Origin of the sequence: Enterococcus alishanensis (assembly GCF_019218635.1) — a bacterium.
In the GTDB taxonomy this organism is placed as follows: Bacteria; Bacillota; Bacilli; order Lactobacillales; family Enterococcaceae; genus Enterococcus_A; species Enterococcus_A alishanensis.
Window position 1 is genome coordinate 157,803 of record NZ_JAHUZB010000001.1, and the last position, 18,188, is coordinate 175,990.

Sequence of the window (18,188 nt, forward strand, 5' to 3'; positions counted from 1 at the left end):
TTACTTTTCGTAAAATCCGGAATTAAAGCTTATATGACAGTGTTTACATAAATATATAATAAAAAAATAAAATCGAAAAAGAATGAAAATAGCATTGAAATAATTATTTTATATGTTATTCTATATTTTGTAAGGGATATTTTTTTCAAATTGGAAGGAGAATTTTATGAAAAAGACGATTTTATTAAGTTTGAGTGCAGTCATCGGACTTGGATTAGCTGTATACGGAGGTACTGATGCTTCAGCAGCATCAAATGAATTGTATCGTGTCTATAATCCAAATTCTGGTGAGCATTTTTATACTGAAAGTGCCAGCGAAAGAGATGGATTGATAAGCCAAGGTTGGACTGATGAAGGACTTGGTTGGAATACACCAACTTCTGGTGATACTGTTTACCGGATTTATAATTCTAATGCAGGTGATCACCACTATACTAAGAGTGTTGATGAGTATAACTGGTTAGCTAGTCAAGGTTGGACTAGAGAAGGAAGATCATTCTTCTCATCAACTAATGAAGAAGTAGCGATTCACCGTGCTTATAATCCAAATGCTGTTGTAGGATCTCATAACTTTACAAAATCTTCATCAGAACAAAATTGGTTAGTTAATGAACAAGGTTGGACTAATGAAGGTGTTGCATTTTATGGCGTGAATGCTGATACAGTAGAAGTGAACAAAGATGCTTTAAGAGCAGCAATTACTTCAGCGTTAGCGTTAAACGAAGCTGATTACACAGCAGAAAGCTACTCACAATTAGTAATTGTCCTAAATGAAGCACAAGCTGTTTTAGAAAATGCAGAAGCAACTCAAGCAGAAGTAAATGCACAAGTGAATGCAGTACAAGTTGCGGTTTCAGCTTTAGAAGCAGTAGCTCCAGCAGAAACTGATAAAATAGCTTTAGAAGCTAAAATCACTGAAGCAAAAGCAATCGAAGGCACTGATTACACTGCCGAAAGCTATCAAGCATTACAAGATGCAATTACAGCAGCAGAAACTGTTTTCAATAATGCTAATGCGACTCAAGTACAAGTAGATGCACAAGTAGCAGCTTTAGACACAGCGATTGCTGGTTTAGAAGAAAATGGAAAAGTGGAATTAAATCGTTTAGTTAACTTAGTACAAGATTATACTGCCTATGATTTTGCTGACCAAGCTGCTTTCGATACTTTCTCATCAGCATTAACTCACGCTCAAAGTGTGTTAGCAGATGCAAATGCTGAACAAGGTACAATTGATGCTGCTTTAGCTTTATTATCTAATGCAGAATCAGTAAGTGTTAAAACTGCTTTACGTACAGCGTTACAAGAAGCTGCAGCAAAAGGTTTTGTAGAAACTGATTTCCCAGCAAAAGCATGGGCCGATTATCAAACATCAATTTCAGATGCTGAAGCTTTATTAACAAAACAAATGACTTCAGGTCAAGTGAAAAATGCTGCTGCTGCTGTGAATACTGCTGTAGCTAACTTAGAAAGTGCTAAATTTGACAAAACAGCTTTACAAGCACTAGTTGCTCGTGTTAATGAAATTGATCCTCAAGAAGCTGATTTTGCTGCAAATTATGCTGATGGAACAAAAGACGCTTGGAAAACTTTCCAAACTGCATTAGCTACTGCTACAGAACGTGCAGATGTTAATAAAGTTGATCTTGAAAATGGACAAGGTGATGTAAGCTGGTCAGTAACTGATTTAACAAATGCTTACAACAGTTTAGTTTATATTAAAGATTTAGATTCAGTTTTAGACCTTACTTCAGGAGTTTCAGCTTCATCATTTAAATTAGATACGGATGCTCAAGCATTCAATGCTAAGTACACAGAGTATACTAATACTCTTGCAGCAGTGAAAGATGGTAGTGCATCAACTACTCAAGGTAATATTGATGGTGCTGTAAATTCTATTAAATCATTAATTACTGGCAAATTAAAAGATGGTGTTACTGAACCTGATTTCTCTTCTTTAACTGGTAAAACTCCATTAGTTGAAGCTTAATAATCATTAACTTAATTTTTAAAGTCAAACGATGAAAATTGTTTGACTTTTTTTGTGCGAAAAAATAGAACGATTGTTATTAATTGTTTTTACTAAAAAAATGAATTTTTTTATTTGTGAAATTTTTTGGAAGAAAAACATTTGAACTATTTTTAGTGAAAAGGTTTTGAAAATATTTTCAAAAAATACCAATAGTTATTTTGATGCAGAGGAAATTTTAGGGTAATTTAATTCAATATTTGAGGTGAAGAATATACCTGCTATTAATAGGAAATTGCTGGATTTCAATTCTTATTTTAGGGATTGCGAAATAATTATTTTCACCGTTTTTTATTACAAAAAAAGAAAAAATGAAAACTTTTTCAGAATAAAGTGTTAAATAGATAACTATTGTTTGTGATAAATGCGAAAAAAATATAGAAAAAATGAAGAATTTACTTTGCTTTTTTTTTTAACTATGGTATCGTTGTTCTTGTAACGAAACAACTTTTTATTTTTTAGGAGGAGAAATTTTATGAAGAAGACTGTATTACTTAGTCTTGGAGCAGTAATTGGTTTAGGTTTAGCAGTATACGGAGGGACTGATGCATCAGCTGCATCTAACGAATTATACCGCGTGTATAACCCAAACTCAGGAGAACATTTTTACACTGAAAGTGCTAGCGAAAGAGACGGATTAATCGCGTCTGGTTGGACAGACGAAGGAATTGGTTGGAACACACCAACTTCAGGTGATACTGTATATCGTGTTTATAACTCAAATGCAGGTGACCACCACTATACTAAGAGTGTTGACGAGTACAACTGGTTAGCAGCTCAAGGTTGGGCTAAAGAAGGAACTTCATTCTACTCTTCAACTACTGAAGATGTAGCAATCTACCGTGCTTACAATCCAAATGCTGTAGTAGGTTCTCATAACTTTACACAAAGTTCAGTGGAACAAAACTGGTTAACTGGCCAAGGTTGGACAAATGAAGGAATCGCATTCTACGGTGTGAACCCTACTACTGATCCAGAAGATCCATCAAACGTTGATAAAACTAACTTACAAGGTTTATATGATTTAGTTAGAGACTTTGGACGTATGGACTTTGTTAGCGATGCTGACTTTGCTTCATTCTCAACTGCTTTATCTAATGCTGCAAGTGTATTAGCTAATGATGATGCTGATCAAACTGCTGTAGATGCTGCTTATCAATTATTAGTAGCTTCAGATAAAAGCTTTAAATCAGAATTACGTGCTGCAATCACAAATGCTGAAGAAGCGAACTTAGTTGAAACTGACTATCCTGCAGCAAGCTGGGCTGATTACCAAGCAAGATTAAAAGTAGCTAAAGATGCTTTAGTTAACCAAGTTAGCGAAGCAGATGTGAAGACAGCTACTGATAACTTAAATTCTTCAGTTGAATGGTTACAAGATGATGCAAATAAATATAATAAAGCTACTTTACAAGCTTTATTAGATAGAATTGAAGAAATCAACCCTCAACAAGCTGATTTTGCAAAAGCTGGATATTTAGGGGCTAACCGTAATGCAGATGCTTGGAAAACTTTCCAAGATAGATTAGCAATTGCTAACGAACGTGTTGATGTTAATAATTTAACGGTAACTCAACAAGAAATTAATTCAATCGTAAATGCTGTGACTAATTCTTACGAAGGCTTAATTTACCTTAATGATTTAGAAGCGATCATTCCAATGATTAAAGCTATTCCAGTTGGAGATTTCAAAGCTGGTGCTCAAACTAACGTTCTTGCTCTTGTAGAACAATATCAAGCAACATTAAATTCACTTGTTAACGATACAAATATTGACAATGATAATGCAGATTTAGTCGATGCTGTAAATGCTTTGAAAGCGGCAGTTAAAGAAGCTTTAACTGATAACACTATGCACACTAATATCACTGGTGATGATGTGTTTACTGGTAAAACTCCATTAACAGTTGCTGAATAATAATCACTAACATGATTTTAAAGTCAAACGATGTAAATCGTTTGGCTTTTTTTGTTGCTAAAAGTTCAAAATCCCCTAGAATTTCCACTCATTATTAAGTAGTTAATTTGAATGATTTAGAATGAAATTTAGCTCAATCTTACTAGTGTATCTAATATTAGATACTTTATCTTTAATTATTATGTATAAAAGTAATTTATTTGATATTTTTAAGCTGTGTAGCCTTTGTTTAATTTGTATTTCTAATAATTAATATTTTGACTAAAGTTTTAAGCAAGAGTATTCTGACATCACAAATGTTATCTAGCGTTTGAAATGATAGGAGTGAGTCAGATGAAAAGAACAATTTTGGTTAGTTTAGGCGTTTTATTTGGTCTAAGTATCGTCGCTTATGGCGGTCAACAAGTTTTAGCAGCTTCAAATGATAGCAATACTACGTTATATCGTGTTTATAATCCAAATAGTGGTGAACATTTTTATACAGAAAGTGCTAGTGAAAGAGACAATTTGGTGAAACAAGGCTGGACAAATGAAAATGACGCATGGCAAGTGCCTGTTAAAGGTGATATAGTCTATCGCTTGTATAATTCAAATGCGGGTGATCATTTTTATACCAAAAGTGAAAGCGAGTATAACTGGTTAGGCAAACAAGGTTGGACACAAGAAGGACAAGCATTTTTGAGTGATACAGTTAAGAAGGTTCCTGTTTATCGTGATTACAATCCCAATGCTACAAGTGGCGCCCACTTTTATACTACTTCATTATCTGAACATACTGGTCTGGATAAATTAGGCTGGGTAAATGAAGAGGTGGCTTTTTATGCGGCATCCAATAGTTCATCAGAAACTGTGGTGAACAAGGATATATTAAATACTTTAATTAAAAAAGTTGAAAATACGGAATCATCAAATTATACTGCTGCTAGTTTTGCAGATTTTCAAACAGCTTTAGCGGCAGCAAAAAAAGTATCAGCTGAGGAGAAAGCAACACAAGTAGAAGTAGATGCAGCTACCACAAATTTACAAAATACTTTTAACAATTTGGAAAAAGTAGCTGTCGTTGATAAAGCTGAATTATCGGCTAAAATTACCGCTGCGAAAGCAATTAAAGGTGATGACTATACTGATGCAAGTTACGCCGCATTACAAGCTAAAATTGATGCTAGTGAAACTATTTTAAATAAAAGTGATGCGACTCAAGCAGAAGTGAATGAACAAGTCACTGCTCTGCAAACAGCGATTGATCAATTGGCAGAAAAACCGTTGGATCCTGCTATAGTACCTGTGAATACAACCATTTCTAAACTAACTGATTTGAGCAATCAACCAAATAGCAGTTTTGTTGCTTCTAGTTATACCGTATCGTCATGGAATAAATATAGTGCCGCCTTAACAGCAGCTCAAAATTTAATTAACGCATCAAAAACTGGTGCCGTTACTAATGATTCTGCAGAAAAAGTTAATACTGATTTACAAACAGCATTTAATCAATTGCAATTCATTAAAAACCTCAATACCATGTTTGCTTATGGTAAATCGTTAACAATCAATAGCAGCGCGATTAGTGATGAAATGAAAAAAGAAGTCAATGACAATGGTAAGGAAACCACTGTATTGGCTTACGTTCAAAACTATGTACAATCAGCTTATAATGGATATTTCGTAACGAATGGTGATGGTGTTGATTTTGCAGCTTTTCTGTCTGATATTAGCCCAGCAGACATTGTTAAAACAGAAGATTTTATAAAAAATAATTTCATTGAAAATGAAACTTATACTATTACAGATGGCAAAGGTGAATCAGTTACAGTATCTGCCCCATTATTAAAAGATGCTTCTGAGTTAGAAAGTAAATTAGTTACTGCTCCAACAATAGACTGGAATAAATAAAAATACGATTATAGAAGGAGACAGCCAGAAATGGTTGTCTTTTTTTAATAATTGCTGAAAATAAGGCTACATGTTATGAAAAATGTACCGGAAATCAAAAAGAATATGAAAAATACTCTTTGAAAGCTGGCTGAATTGCAAAAAAATCGAGAATAAAGTATCTAAAAACTATTCATTTTCAGAAAAAAACACCTTCCCATTTAAGGAAAGGTGCTAAATACAATAATTAAATTATTTTTTTTGTTGTTTTCCGGCGTTTCTACCTTGGCCAGATTTGTTATTTTTCTTGTTGGTTGGTACATTTTTTTGGGACTTAATTGGCTCAGCTTTTTTGATTGGTTTTTTAGAAATTACTTGTTTTGGTGGGTTTTTGCGTAATTCTTCTTGGATTTGCGCTTTGATTCTTGGGCGCATAATCACGTTAGTAATAAAGGTTTGAATACAACTAAAGATACCACCGACCACCCAGTATAAAGCCACACCAGCTGGAGACGTGAAGGACATCACCGTGATCATCAAAGGTGAGGCAATCATCATTGATTTCATGGTTTTTTTCTGTTCTTCTGGAATGCCAATTAATGAAATGAAACTTTGTAAGAAGTAAGCTCCTGCGACAATCGCAACTAATAAATAACTTCGTTGAGACAAGAATGGTGAACTTTGGATACCTTCAGAAAAGCGAGCTGTGAAATATAAAGCTGAGAAGATTGGCATTTGGACTAATAATGGTAGACAACCCATACCGCCCATCATACTCATATTATTTTCTTTGTAGACAGCTTGTAAATCTTGTTGTGCTTGCATTTGTTCTTCTTGTGTTGTTGCTTCTTTTAGTCTTGCTTGAGCGGCATCAAGCTGTGGCTTGATGGCTTGCATTTTTTCTGATTGGACCAGTGATTTTTTTGATTGGTAAACACCTAATGGCAAAATAATCAATCGAACAATAACAGTTAAAATGATAATGGCTAGTCCGTAACCCCAGCCAAAACTATTAACCATCCAATCTAAAAATGTTTCTAGCGGAACCACTAAAAAGCGATAGACAATTCCTGAAGTATCGGGTGAACCGTCACTTGTTGTGCGGACACAGCCGGATAAAAAGATAACGAGACCTAACATACCTGACCCTAATAGCCAGTTTTTTAATTTATTCATTTACTTCTTCCTTCACTAAATAATATCAGACAAAGATAACTATACTAAAGATTTTTGGCTATTTCAATTGTATCAGAAAATTTAGTTAAGGTTAGGAGATTCTTAATAAATCACATCAAAGGTTTTAAAATCAGGCAGTGTATCGTCGATTGTTTGTTGAATATGCTCTACTTTGGAAAAGGGATTTTTGGGATTTTTCAGTTGATCAATAAAATTGGCTATTTGTGTCTGACTGCCGACAGCTTGGATGGAGACACTGCCATCTGCTTCGTTTTTAACGGTACCAGTCAAACCGATTTCGTTGGCAATTTGATGCGTTGTATAACGAAAGCCAACTCCTTGGACGCGACCAGTGACATTCATGCGCATTTTCATATGAATTCCTCCTAATAAAATCTAGTTGTATCTATCATAACGAGTTTTTTTAGTGCTGACAAATCTCATGCTATAATGTCCAAGAGGTGATTTCGTGAAAGAAATAGGATCATTAAAAAATCCATTAATTAAAGAGATGAAAAAGTTACAGCAAAAAAAATATCGTGACAAAACCGGGAGCTATTTATTGGAAGGCTTTCACTTGGTGCAGGAAGCTCACAAGGCTGGAATTACTTTTTCAGCAGTCTTTGTCAGTCAACGGGGCTTGCAGGAATGGGACAAATGGTTTACTGCTGAATTGCCTGAGATGACGTTGGTTTCTGATGACATCTTGAAAAGTTTGGCTAGTCAGCCAACGCCTCAAGGGATTATTGCGGTGGCAAAAACAACTGAAGAAACGACTATTGATTATCGTGGTGCCTGGCTGCTTTTAGATAATGTTCAAGATCCTGGAAATGTTGGGACCTTGATTCGAACAGCTGATGCGGCAGGTTTTTCAGGTGTGGTTTTAGGTGACGGCTCAGCAGACTTATATAATCCTAAAACTTTGCGGAGTACCCAAGGCAGTTTGTATCATTTGTCGGTAGTCAGTCAAAATTTAATGACCGTGATGGCTGATTTTAAAGAGACTGGTTTAATTATCGGGACGGCGTTAGACAAACAAGCCAAGGATTATCGCACAGTGACACCACCAGAAAACTTTGCATTGGTGCTAGGAAATGAAGGACAAGGTGTTTCAGAGGAAGTGTTGGGGCAAGTAGATGTGACAACTTACATTGAAATGAAAGGCCAAGCAGAGTCATTAAATGTAGCGATTGCTGGGGGCATATTAATGTTTCATTTAATAAACCAAGCTTAAAAAGTGTAAAGAAAGATTTAAAATTAAACAACTTTTTTTTGTCAGCGCCCTACTCGTACCAAAGCCGTGTTATACTTTTTTGTAGCAGCAGAAAAGGAGCTTTTAATCAATGACGGAAAATTGGCGTGAAGATGCAGAATATCTTTCTTACATAGAAGATTTATTAGCAACTGAAGAAGTACAAAAATTAGCAAACTATACGCAACATATGAATTCCACTCGTCTGGAGCATTCAATTAGCGTTTCATACAATAGTTATAAATTAGCCAAACGTTTTAACGGAGATGCAAAAGCAACAGCTCGCGCTGGCTTATTACATGATTTATTTTATTATGATTGGCATACAACGAAATTTGACGAAGGTTCTCATGCTTACATGCATCCAAGAATCGCCGTGAAAAATGCCGAAAAAATTACTGAATTATCAACACTTGAACGTGACATTATTATTAAGCATATGTGGGGTGCAACGATCACACCACCTAAATATAAAGAGAGCTACATCGTTACTTTGGTAGATAAATATTGTGCCATCAAAGAAGCGGCTGCACCATTAAGTGCTCGCTGGAATTCTTACAAAGAACGTCTAAAACGTATTTAAAAATAAAGCTTCGAAAAAATGACTGTCATTTTTTCGAAGCTTTTTTATTTGGCTAAACGTAAGGTTGTTTGTACAAAATCTAAATGATGAGCAATTTGTTGCAGTAACTCTAACAACATTTCATGCTCGTTGTCTTCATTTTCAAATTCAAAGAAACGATTGCTCTTTTTAAAATCATCCCAAAATTTGACTTCGGAAAAAATCATTTCTGCCTCTAGTGGATCCATCGTGTGTTTCATAATACCGTATAAATCACTGATAAATTCATTGATGACGCCTTCAAGGCCGTATTGTTTGGTGAATTCAGCCGTTTTGTGTTTTGGATCTTCTAGGTTGGTAAAAGTCCACCATTTGTCTGTGACCAGCTCAATTGTGTCTAACATAAAACTCACCCCTTTGCTTATTATTTTAGAGGAAATCCAAATCAAATGCGAGATTTATTTTAGGTTTATTTGATTCTAGTAAGTTTAGCTAGTCACTGCCTATGGGATTTGTTAAAATGAGGAGTCGACTAATCTTAAAGGAGAGAGATATATGATTTCAGCAAGTGATTTAAAAGCCGGTATGACTTTTGTCCAAGATGGCAAATTAATCCGTGTATTAGAAGCAAGCCACCACAAACCAGGTAAAGGAAATACTGTAATGCGGATGAAACTGAGAGATGTTCGCTCTGGTTCAACTTATGACACAACTTTCCGCCCTGAAGAAAAATTTGAACAAGCCATCATTGAAACAAAAAGTGTTCAATATTTATATAGCCAAGATGATGTGGCTGTCTTCATGGACTTAGAAACTTATGAACAATATGAATTACCATTAGATACGATCGAACAAGAAATGAAATATTTACTAGAAAATATGGAAGTAAAAATCCAATTCTTCGGCGACGAAGTTATCGGAGTTACATTACCAACAACAGTTGTTCTACGAGTGACTGAGACTCAACCTTCAATTAAAGGGGCAACAGTGACTGGTTCTGGTAAACCAGCAACAATGGAAACTGGTTTAGTAGTTAACGTGCCAGACTTTGTAGAAGCAGAAGAATTATTAGAAATCAATACTCAAGAAGGCACTTATGTAAAACGTGCTGGTAAATAAATTTTTAAAAGAGTTGGCAGAAGCTGACTCTTTTTTATTTGTTCTAGTATAATGGTGAGAGAAAAAATTTTTAGGGGAAATAAAATGACGTTCAAAAAAACCATCAGCTTACTAGGATTATTTCTAGTTATCAGCTTTATTTATACATTACCAATGTTAAGATTAACTTCGCCACATTTTCAGTTGTTGCAAGGAGACGACCTCGCCTTTCATTTCATGCGTACATTTAGTATGACTGATCAATTAAAGGAAATTGGTTATCCGACTGGAGTAGGGAATTTTTCACCTTTTCAATATGCCTATGGGGTAAATTTATTTTATCCATATGAAACGACAGTATTGCCATTGGCGCTTTTAACCATGGCGGTAGGAAAAATTTTTAAAGGCTATTATTTATATGTATTGCTCTTAACTTTTCTGACTTTACTCAGCGCTTATTATGGGATGCGCTATTTCTTAAAACTACAGCTTTTGCCATTATCAGATAAAGGGATGAAAATAGCGCCGTTTATTTTTGCGGTTGTCTATAGTTTTTCTCAGTATCGCCTAGTGAATATTTTTATGCGGACGGCTCTTGGTGAAGGTGCGGCTTTTGTCTTCTTACCATTAATTATGGCAGGATTTTTCAGTCTCTTTTTTGATCAAGGTAAGAAGAAAAGCTGGCTGATTTTTGGAATGGCAGGCTTAATTTATACTCACTTTGTTAGTTCATTGCTAGTAGTTTTATTTTTAGTGATTTGTTTATTATTGCTCATTCCGAAATGGTCAGTGACTGTCTGGAAACAATTAATTTTTAGTGGCGCGATGGCGGCTTTACTCAGTGCTTTTTGTTTGGTTCCGATGCTTGAACAGATGCAGCATCTGGATATTACCGGTGCTTATCAAGCCAGTTTAGTTGAAGGCGCCCAGATGACTGGTTCCTTGGCGTATCTCTTTTCATTCGTATCACCGGAAAAATATAGTTATTATACAGTCGGTATTTTTATATTGATTCCTTACTTAGGTAGCTTGTTGCTTTTCTTTTTACCAGGTAAGAAAAATCTTTTCCGTAATAAGTTTGGTTTTTTGCTACTGATTATGACTGGCTTGTTGATTTTTATGACGACCAATGTATTTCCATGGGATTACTTGGAAGGTAGCTTCATCCAGATTATCCAGTTTCCATTTCGTTTAAATTTATTGGCGACTTTACTAGGAGCAGTCTGTGGCAGTCTCTTTTTTGCCGAAGTGTTGACGGCCTTTAGTAAACACAGTGGCTTGTTAATTACAGTTAGTTTGCTATTATATTTAGCTACGCCGCTAGTGGTTTCTCAATATTTAACAAGTCAAAAGATTATGGAAAAATATACGACAGCGACTGATTTGCAAAAAGATGGCTATTATAATGAAGTCAGTCTCAGTATGTTTGATTATTTGCCAAAAATTGCTGATCCATATGAATATTTGAATAAACAAGGGAAAATCAATCAAGAGAAAACGACCATCGACTACACCATGACAGGCAATCGGGCCAAAGTAAATACTGAGAAGATTGTCGCAAATAGCGCTGTAGAGCTGCCACTAGCTGGCTACAAAGGCGTGACGGTAAAAGATTCTGACGGAAAAGACTTGTCCTTTAAAGTAGCTAAAAATGGCAAAATAAGACTAACTAAGTTTCCTAAAGATGAGTTTGTCACAGTGATTTATCAAGCGACTTTACTATACAAAGTTTCATTCTTTGTCTCGGCAGCAACTCTTATTTTATTACCAATCATATTAAAATTCAGAAACACTAGAGGATCAAAATAAATCCTCTAGTGCTTTTTTTATTAGAATTTAAGATACCAAAATAGCTATCCCAATCAAATAACTCTAAAATTTAAGCGGATTATTATTTTTTAGCGAAATTTTTCACGAAAACACCTTTTTATCTTAGGGAAAATTGTGTAAAATAACTTGAAATGTGAAAAAATGATCATAGAGGATGTGGAAAAATGTATTCACCGCAAGAAACAGCGGACATTTGTGCGACTAAAGGTTTGGAAAAAACACAGAAAAATTTGCTTGCGAAAATAATTCTAGGCTTTATCGGTGGGGCAATGATTTCGTTGAGCTACGTGGCTTATATGAAAATTGTCGCTCAAACACCTGAAACACTGGTCTTTCTAGGAAACTTATTAGGTGCGTCGGTTTTCCCTATTGGTTTAATCGTCATTTTATTAGCCGGTGGCGAATTAGTTACCGGGAACATGGTGGCTGTCTCAAGCGCATGGATTAATAAAAAAATCAAAGCCGTGGATGTTTTGAATAATTGGGCAATTATTACTTTTGCGAATTTTTTAGGGGCCATATTTGTAGCTTATTTCTTTGGACATATCGTAGGCTTAACAAGCAGTGGTGATTTTCTCCATGAGTTAACTTCTGTCGCAGATGCAAAAGTTGCAGCGACGCCTTTACAAGCTTTTATATCAGGGATTGGCTGTAACTGGTTTGTCGGTCTAGGTGTTTGGCTGTCTTATGCTGGAAAAGATGGTACATCAAAAATATTGGGAATTTGGTTTCCGATCATGATCTTTGTTTTACTAGGTTTTCAGCATAGTGTTGCGAATATGTTTGTCTTGTCGAATGCCATTATTGAAGGGCATATCGGGATTGGTGCTTTCTTCTACAATATCATCCCGGTTTATTTAGGTAATGTGGTTGGTGGCGTTTGTTTTGTCTCACTAGCTTACTATTTATCTTATCAAAAAGGACATTAATAAAAAGCTCCTCCTCAATATCTGGGGAGGAGCTTTTTTTGACTAAATCATTTACTTATTTATAATAAGTAATAGGAGGTGTCCCGATGGATACACAAGAAAAATTTGAAATGATCTTAAGTAATTTAACCAATACTTTTTTAACTAATGCTTTAGAAACACCCCAAAGAATTTTACCGGTTGCTGAAAAAATTGCGAAAGAAGCACAAGAAATCGTCTTGAATGATGTTGATAGTGAAGCCATCACTTTTATGGCCAAAAAATTATTACAAATGATGGACCGCTCTTTGTTTTTGGTGGATACTTTTGCTAAAGGTGTCGCAAAAAATGATTACAGTGCTTTAAGGGAAGAAAATCTGATTGCGCAACTAGATCAAGTCGTAGGACAATCAGAAAACGAAGACAGGTTAGTAGACTTGTTAACTGAATCGATTAGTAGCAACCATGCCAAAGGAATTAGCTTGGAAAAAATTTATTACGAAAACTATTTAGTAGAATATGTTGCCAGTCTGATGGAGATTTCTGCTATTCAACAGCTGACAGAGAAAAAAGAATTATTAACAGAGCTAAAGCCAGTGATTGAAAATCCTGAAAACGAATTTCCTTATGATGTTTTCCATCATATAACTGGTAATTTCAAAAAAGATTTTGCAAGCAAGTATTATCCTTATGAAACGGTTGTTCAAATTATGGAAACAGAATAAGTTGAGTCTTATCACTTTGCATTTTAATAAATTAGCTGTAAAGTGACAAAAAAAGTAAAGAAGATGATTTTATGTTAGATGTACGCGGTTCTTTAGAAAATTTAGCTTGGAATACAGAACATCACTTTTTGCATATTAAAGCAGGACATCCTTTTATTCGAATTTGGGCAGTTCAGTTTGAACTAGGTTATAGTGATTTTCGTACGATTCAAATGGCTCTACAATTAGCTGAAAAAATGGATTTATTGAAACGTTTCGCAACAGCATATAACGAAGTTTACAATTACGAGTATGCCTTTGTTAAAGGTGACATCGAAGGCTTCAACGAAACTTATGGAGATAAAATTGATGATTATATGACGGCTCACAAAGAATTGTTGGCTATCATCGAGGAAATCAAAACCTTTCAACCAGCGATTGATCCAACAGAAAAAAATCTAATTTAGATCAAAAAAAACCTCTTAGGACGCTTTTTGTGTCCTAAGAGGTTTTTTGTTAATAGACAATCTCATCAGGTGAGGAATGTGCCAAGACAAACTCTTTAAAATTTATGACGGCAGGGGTTAAATAAGCTTCTTTATTGGTAACTAAGTAAAAACTGCGGGAGCGGGTAATATTTTTTAAATGGATGGTCTTCAATGGTAAATGCTTCAGAATATACATATTTGGTACTACTGCAATGCCAAATCCTTGGCTGACTAAGCCGGCAATCACTTGATCAACAGTGACCTCATAGCCGATTTTGTAAGTGCTATTATTTTTTTGAAATAATTCATCAACAATATCCCGCAAACCGCTATTTTTACTAAAGACAATTTGTTCAAAAGGCTGCGTCTGCTCTAAATAAATCTCATCAAATTTAGCCAACGGATGATCTAGTGGGGCAATCACGACCAATTCTTGGCTAGCAACTGGTAGAAATTCAATCGATGGCTCATTTGGGATATACGAACAGATGCCGATATCATATTTCATATTACGGACGCCTTCCACGATCCGCTTAGAAACACCGTCTGATGTATGAAAATCAAATTGAATTTGCTGATTTTGATTGGCTGCTAAAAAAAGTCTGGTTAAATTAGGTACATAAGTTGTCCCCAATACTGGTAAAAAGGCAAAACTAATAAAGCCGCTACCACGACTGATTTTTTCAACTGTTTCAATCCCAGTATCTAAGGTCTGCAAAGTTTTTTTGACATAATCATGAAAAATCATTCCTGGTTTTGTTAAAACAACGTTGCGTCCTTTTTTTTCAAATAACGTAATACCTAACTCACTTTCCAGTGAAGAGATGGCATTACTCAAGCTGGGTTGGGTGACATTTAAGATTTTACTAGAGCGGGTATAATGTTGTTCGTTTGCTAAAACGTCAAAGTATTTTAAATGTTGTAAATTCATTATGAAGCTCCTAATAGTCATTTTTATCATTATAACAAAAATCTATATCTTTTACCTATAGATTTTTTGGGTAAAACCAATTAGAAATTTAAAACCTCAGCGGTTAAAATGAAACCAAGAAATGATTGTGAAAAAAGTTACAATTATTTAAAGCATGAGGGAAAAAATTTTTTTGAAAAATATTTCCACTCCCGCTGATTTTTTTACTTTCTTTTGTGAATCAAGTAACTTTATTAAAAATTGACAGATAGTCGTAAAATTTAGGAGGAAATCAACATGACAAAAGTACCATTAACTATCAGCTCTTACACATTAGGCGTGGATATCGATTTTGAAGAACGGGTAAAAACAGCTAAAGCAGCTGGTTTTGACGGTATTGGTTTACGTGCCGAAACTTATATGTTGGCAGTGAAACAAGGTTATTCTGATGATAGAATGTTAGAAATCTTAGCTGAAAACGATATGAAAGTAACAGAAGTAGAATATATTACTTTATGGTGCGACCCAAATAAAACAGTTGAAACACCAGAAACGTTGTTACAACAATTTAAAGAACAAACTGTTTATCATATGGCTCGTTTATTCGGAGTTGGTCATATCAACTGTGGTTTAATGGAACATTATCCTGAAGAAGTTCACGTAAAAGCTTTCCAAGAATTATGTGAACGGGCAAAAGAATTAGTGATTGGTTTAGAATTCATGCCATATTCTGGTGTGCCAGATTTGAAAAGCGCTTGGAACATTGTGAAAAAAGCTGATTGCGACAACGGGATGTTGATTTTAGATACTTGGCATTGGGCAAGAGCTGATACTATGAAAGAAGATTTGAAAGATGTACCAGCTGAAAAAGTTGTTTCTATTCAAATCTGTGACGTATTAGAACGTCGCTACCCAGATACAATCTTACGGGATGAAAGTATGCATGATCGTCTTTGCCCAGGTACTGGTTGGGGCGATACAGTTGGTTTCCTAAAAGCCATCAAGGAACACGGAATCAAACCACGGGTTGTTGGTACTGAAGTTATTTCTGATCCAATCCTAGCTTTAGGTTATCAAAAATCTGCAAACATGAATTACGAAACAAGTATTGATGTGATTAAACAAGCTTGGCCTGAATTATTAGGCTAATTTGTAATCTGATAAACTCATGAAGGTGAGATTATAGTATAATAAGTCTCGCAGATAAAAATTCGTTGAAAAAGGAAGTAAATAAGATGCTAGAAAGTATTTCAGGAAAAACAAAAATGTATGGTTTAGTTGGCAGCCCAGTCGGTCATTCTGGCTCACCTGCAATGTACAATTATGCCTTTGAACAATTAAAAATCGATGCTGTCTACTTGGCCTATGATGTGGATGTAGAGCACGTACCAAACGCAATTGATGCTATTAAAACTTTTGACATGCCAGGCGGAAATGTGACTATGCCTTGTAAAGTTGAAATGTCTAAATACATGGATGAATTATCTCCAGCAGCACAAATGGTTGGTGCCATTAATACTTTCCAAAATAAAGATGGTAAATTAATCGGTCATATCACAGATGGTATGGGTTTTGTGAATAACTTAAAAAACAATGGCGTAGAAGTTGAAGGTAAACATCTTGTCATCATCGGTACTGGTGGCGCGGCTACAGCGATTCAAGTACAAGTAGCAATTGAAGGTGCCGCTTCAGTTTCAATCTTTAACATTAAAGATGATTTCTTTGCAAAAGGCGAAGAAACAGTTGAAAAAGTCAAAGCACAATATCCTGATTTAGATATCGCCATCTATGACTTATTAGATGCTGATTTGTTGAAATCAAAAATTGCCGCTGCTGACATTTTAGTTAATGGTACAACTGTTGGAATGGGTGAAGGCAACACGAAAACACCGATTGCTGATACAAGTGTCTTCCATGAAAACTTAACAGTGGCAGATGCCATCTACAATCCGCCAAAAACACAACTAATCCAAGATGCAGAAGCAGCTGGCTTAAAAACTGTGACTGGTGCTGGCATGTTACTAGAACAAGGAAAAGCAGCCTTTAAGATCTTTACTGGGGAAGAATTACCTGTACGACCAAAATAATCTGATTATTGCCGAGATGGCATGAAAGATGGCCATCTCTGCTACTTTTAAAAAGGAGTAACAACATGAAAGCGAAAAAATATATTGCCTCTTTAATCACGGTGTATTTGTGCTATTTTACACATGGGATGCAAGCATTAATTTTAAGTCAAAATATTCCCTACTTTTCTGAAAAATGGGGTTATGTAGATGCAACAGCCGGAGCTGCAGCAGTTTCATTAGCTATCACAGCAACTGGTTTTGGTAAATTCATCTCTGTTTGGATTGGTGGAGAAATTTCTGATAAAGTTGGTCGTAAAAAAATGGCGATCGGCGGCGCAATTTTATATGTACTATGCTTTAGTGGCTTGCTAATTACCAACAGCATGGTGATTGCCAGTATTTGTGCCTTTATCGCAGGGGTTGCTACATCAGGTTTCTGGGATGCATCATTATATCCAGCAGTTCAAGAAAGCGCACCGAAATATTCAGCTTCAGCACTTTTAGGAATTAAATTATTCGTATCTATTTCAGGTGTCGTTTATCCATTATTGGTAGTTAATTTTGCCGCTAGTGGTCAACCACAATTAAGCATTATCTTGCCGTTAGTAATGTCGGTGGTTTGTTTAATTATGGCGATCGTTTCACCATTCGTGTATGACGATCAGATGAAAGAAAGCAAAAAAGATAAAAATAGTAACGCTAGTAAAGACGTGATTAATAAAGAAATCGCCGAAGCAAAAGCAAAAATGTTAGTAAAACCGAACTTTTTAGTAAACTTCATTACTATGTTTTACGGTTTCGTTTGTATGTTCATCATGTATGGCGCACAACAATATACAAAAGCTTTCGGTTTAAACAATGCTGGCTTATCTGAAACACAAGCCGCTGGTTTAACTTCAATTTACACTTTAGGTTCAATTATTGCGGTAATCTTCTGGGCAGTAGTGATGGGTAAATTAAGATGGAATCCGTTGAAAGTATTATTAATTGATTCAATCTTCACAGCTGTTGCCTTGGCAATCGTATTGGTTTTCCGTTCACCAGCCATCGTTTATGTAAGTATTGCTTGCTTAGGATTCTTTGCTGCAGGTGGTGCCTTACAAGCTGGTTTGAGCTTACGTCAAATGTTTATTCCAGGTCCAAAAGGTCGAAATACTGGGATTTATTATACTTGGATGGGATTGGCTAGTACTTTCTTACCATTCATTGTTGCTTCAATGACTAGCTCAGTTGGTGAAACACAAGCAGTCTACATTATGATGGCACTATTATTGGTATTTGCAATTCTAGCTATTTTGATGATGGGTTACTTAGTAGTGCAACACAAACGAATTTTTGGTTACAGTGCTTTTGATAAGATGCATGATTAATTAAG

At 35.4% G+C, this 18,188-nt stretch carries 17 protein-coding genes; 13 read left to right on the forward strand and 4 right to left on the reverse strand.

Going from position 1 to position 18,188, the window contains the following annotated elements; all coding sequences use genetic code 11:
- Positions 1 to 166: 166 nt before the first annotated feature.
- From KUA55_RS00800 to KUA55_RS00810, 3 genes are all read left to right on the forward strand, one after another.
- The gene (locus KUA55_RS00800) at positions 167 to 1,990 is read left to right on the forward strand and encodes an FIVAR domain-containing protein (protein WP_218324268.1); all 1,824 of its coding nucleotides are present in this window, start codon (positions 167 to 169) and stop codon (positions 1,988 to 1,990) included.
- 514 nt (positions 1,991 to 2,504) lie between these two features.
- Complete coding sequence (locus KUA55_RS00805) at positions 2,505 to 3,947, forward strand: hypothetical protein (RefSeq protein ID WP_218324269.1); 1,443 nt, start codon at positions 2,505 to 2,507, stop codon at positions 3,945 to 3,947.
- Between the two features lie 333 nt (positions 3,948 to 4,280).
- On the forward strand, positions 4,281 to 5,837 hold the full coding sequence (locus KUA55_RS00810) for an FIVAR domain-containing protein (protein ID WP_218324270.1): 1,557 nt from the start codon (positions 4,281 to 4,283) through the stop codon (positions 5,835 to 5,837).
- 231 nt (positions 5,838 to 6,068) lie between these two features.
- Here the strand turns inward: KUA55_RS00810 and yidC are convergent, their stop codons facing one another.
- Complete coding sequence (gene yidC, locus KUA55_RS00815; RefSeq protein WP_218324271.1) at positions 6,069 to 6,992, reverse strand: membrane protein insertase YidC; 924 nt, start codon at positions 6,990 to 6,992, stop codon at positions 6,069 to 6,071.
- Between the two features lie 102 nt (positions 6,993 to 7,094).
- Positions 7,095 to 7,367, reverse strand: a complete 273-nt coding sequence (locus tag KUA55_RS00820) for an acylphosphatase (protein WP_218324272.1) — start codon at positions 7,365 to 7,367, stop codon at positions 7,095 to 7,097.
- A 94-nt stretch (positions 7,368 to 7,461) separates the two neighbouring features.
- Here KUA55_RS00820 and KUA55_RS00825 point away from each other — a divergent pair, with 94 nt between their 5' ends.
- Together KUA55_RS00825 and KUA55_RS00830 are read left to right on the forward strand one after the other, a co-directional pair.
- A complete protein-coding gene (locus tag KUA55_RS00825; protein ID WP_218324273.1) occupies positions 7,462 to 8,226 on the forward strand; it encodes a TrmH family RNA methyltransferase in 765 nt (254 codons plus the stop codon).
- A 109-nt stretch (positions 8,227 to 8,335) separates the two neighbouring features.
- A complete protein-coding gene (locus KUA55_RS00830) occupies positions 8,336 to 8,827 on the forward strand; it encodes an HD domain-containing protein (RefSeq protein ID WP_218324274.1) in 492 nt (163 codons plus the stop codon).
- Between the two features lie 44 nt (positions 8,828 to 8,871).
- Here the strand turns inward: KUA55_RS00830 and KUA55_RS00835 are convergent, their stop codons facing one another.
- Complete coding sequence (locus KUA55_RS00835) at positions 8,872 to 9,210, reverse strand: hypothetical protein (RefSeq protein ID WP_218324275.1); 339 nt, start codon at positions 9,208 to 9,210, stop codon at positions 8,872 to 8,874.
- A gap of 151 nt (positions 9,211 to 9,361) precedes the next feature.
- Here KUA55_RS00835 and efp point away from each other — a divergent pair, with 151 nt between their 5' ends.
- From efp to KUA55_RS00860, 5 genes are all read left to right on the forward strand, one after another.
- Positions 9,362 to 9,925, forward strand: coding sequence for an elongation factor P (efp, locus tag KUA55_RS00840; protein WP_218324276.1), 564 nt, complete (start codon positions 9,362 to 9,364; stop codon positions 9,923 to 9,925).
- A gap of 84 nt (positions 9,926 to 10,009) precedes the next feature.
- On the forward strand, positions 10,010 to 11,713 hold the full coding sequence (locus KUA55_RS00845; RefSeq protein WP_218324277.1) for a glycosyltransferase family protein: 1,704 nt from the start codon (positions 10,010 to 10,012) through the stop codon (positions 11,711 to 11,713).
- Between the two features lie 185 nt (positions 11,714 to 11,898).
- Positions 11,899 to 12,663, forward strand: a complete 765-nt coding sequence (locus KUA55_RS00850; RefSeq protein WP_218324278.1) for a formate/nitrite transporter family protein — start codon at positions 11,899 to 11,901, stop codon at positions 12,661 to 12,663.
- An 86-nt stretch (positions 12,664 to 12,749) separates the two neighbouring features.
- Positions 12,750 to 13,367: a hypothetical protein gene (locus tag KUA55_RS00855; RefSeq protein WP_218324279.1), complete on the forward strand. Its 618-nt coding sequence runs from the start codon at positions 12,750 to 12,752 to the stop codon at positions 13,365 to 13,367.
- Between the two features lie 71 nt (positions 13,368 to 13,438).
- Complete coding sequence (locus tag KUA55_RS00860; protein ID WP_218324280.1) at positions 13,439 to 13,813, forward strand: hypothetical protein; 375 nt, start codon at positions 13,439 to 13,441, stop codon at positions 13,811 to 13,813.
- A gap of 49 nt (positions 13,814 to 13,862) precedes the next feature.
- Here KUA55_RS00860 and KUA55_RS00865 read toward each other — a convergent pair whose 3' ends face one another.
- A complete protein-coding gene (locus KUA55_RS00865; protein ID WP_218324281.1) occupies positions 13,863 to 14,765 on the reverse strand; it encodes a LysR family transcriptional regulator in 903 nt (300 codons plus the stop codon).
- 276 nt (positions 14,766 to 15,041) lie between these two features.
- Here KUA55_RS00865 and KUA55_RS00870 point away from each other — a divergent pair, with 276 nt between their 5' ends.
- The 3 genes from KUA55_RS00870 (at position 15,042) to KUA55_RS00880 (ending at position 18,183) form a co-directional block, all read left to right on the forward strand.
- Positions 15,042 to 15,893, forward strand: coding sequence for a sugar phosphate isomerase/epimerase family protein (locus tag KUA55_RS00870; protein ID WP_218324282.1), 852 nt, complete (start codon positions 15,042 to 15,044; stop codon positions 15,891 to 15,893).
- 86 nt (positions 15,894 to 15,979) lie between these two features.
- Positions 15,980 to 16,831: a shikimate dehydrogenase gene (locus KUA55_RS00875; RefSeq protein WP_218324283.1), complete on the forward strand. Its 852-nt coding sequence runs from the start codon at positions 15,980 to 15,982 to the stop codon at positions 16,829 to 16,831.
- Between the two features lie 65 nt (positions 16,832 to 16,896).
- The gene (locus tag KUA55_RS00880) at positions 16,897 to 18,183 is read left to right on the forward strand and encodes an MFS transporter (RefSeq protein ID WP_218324284.1); all 1,287 of its coding nucleotides are present in this window, start codon (positions 16,897 to 16,899) and stop codon (positions 18,181 to 18,183) included.
- The last annotated feature ends 5 nt before the right edge of the window (positions 18,184 to 18,188 follow it).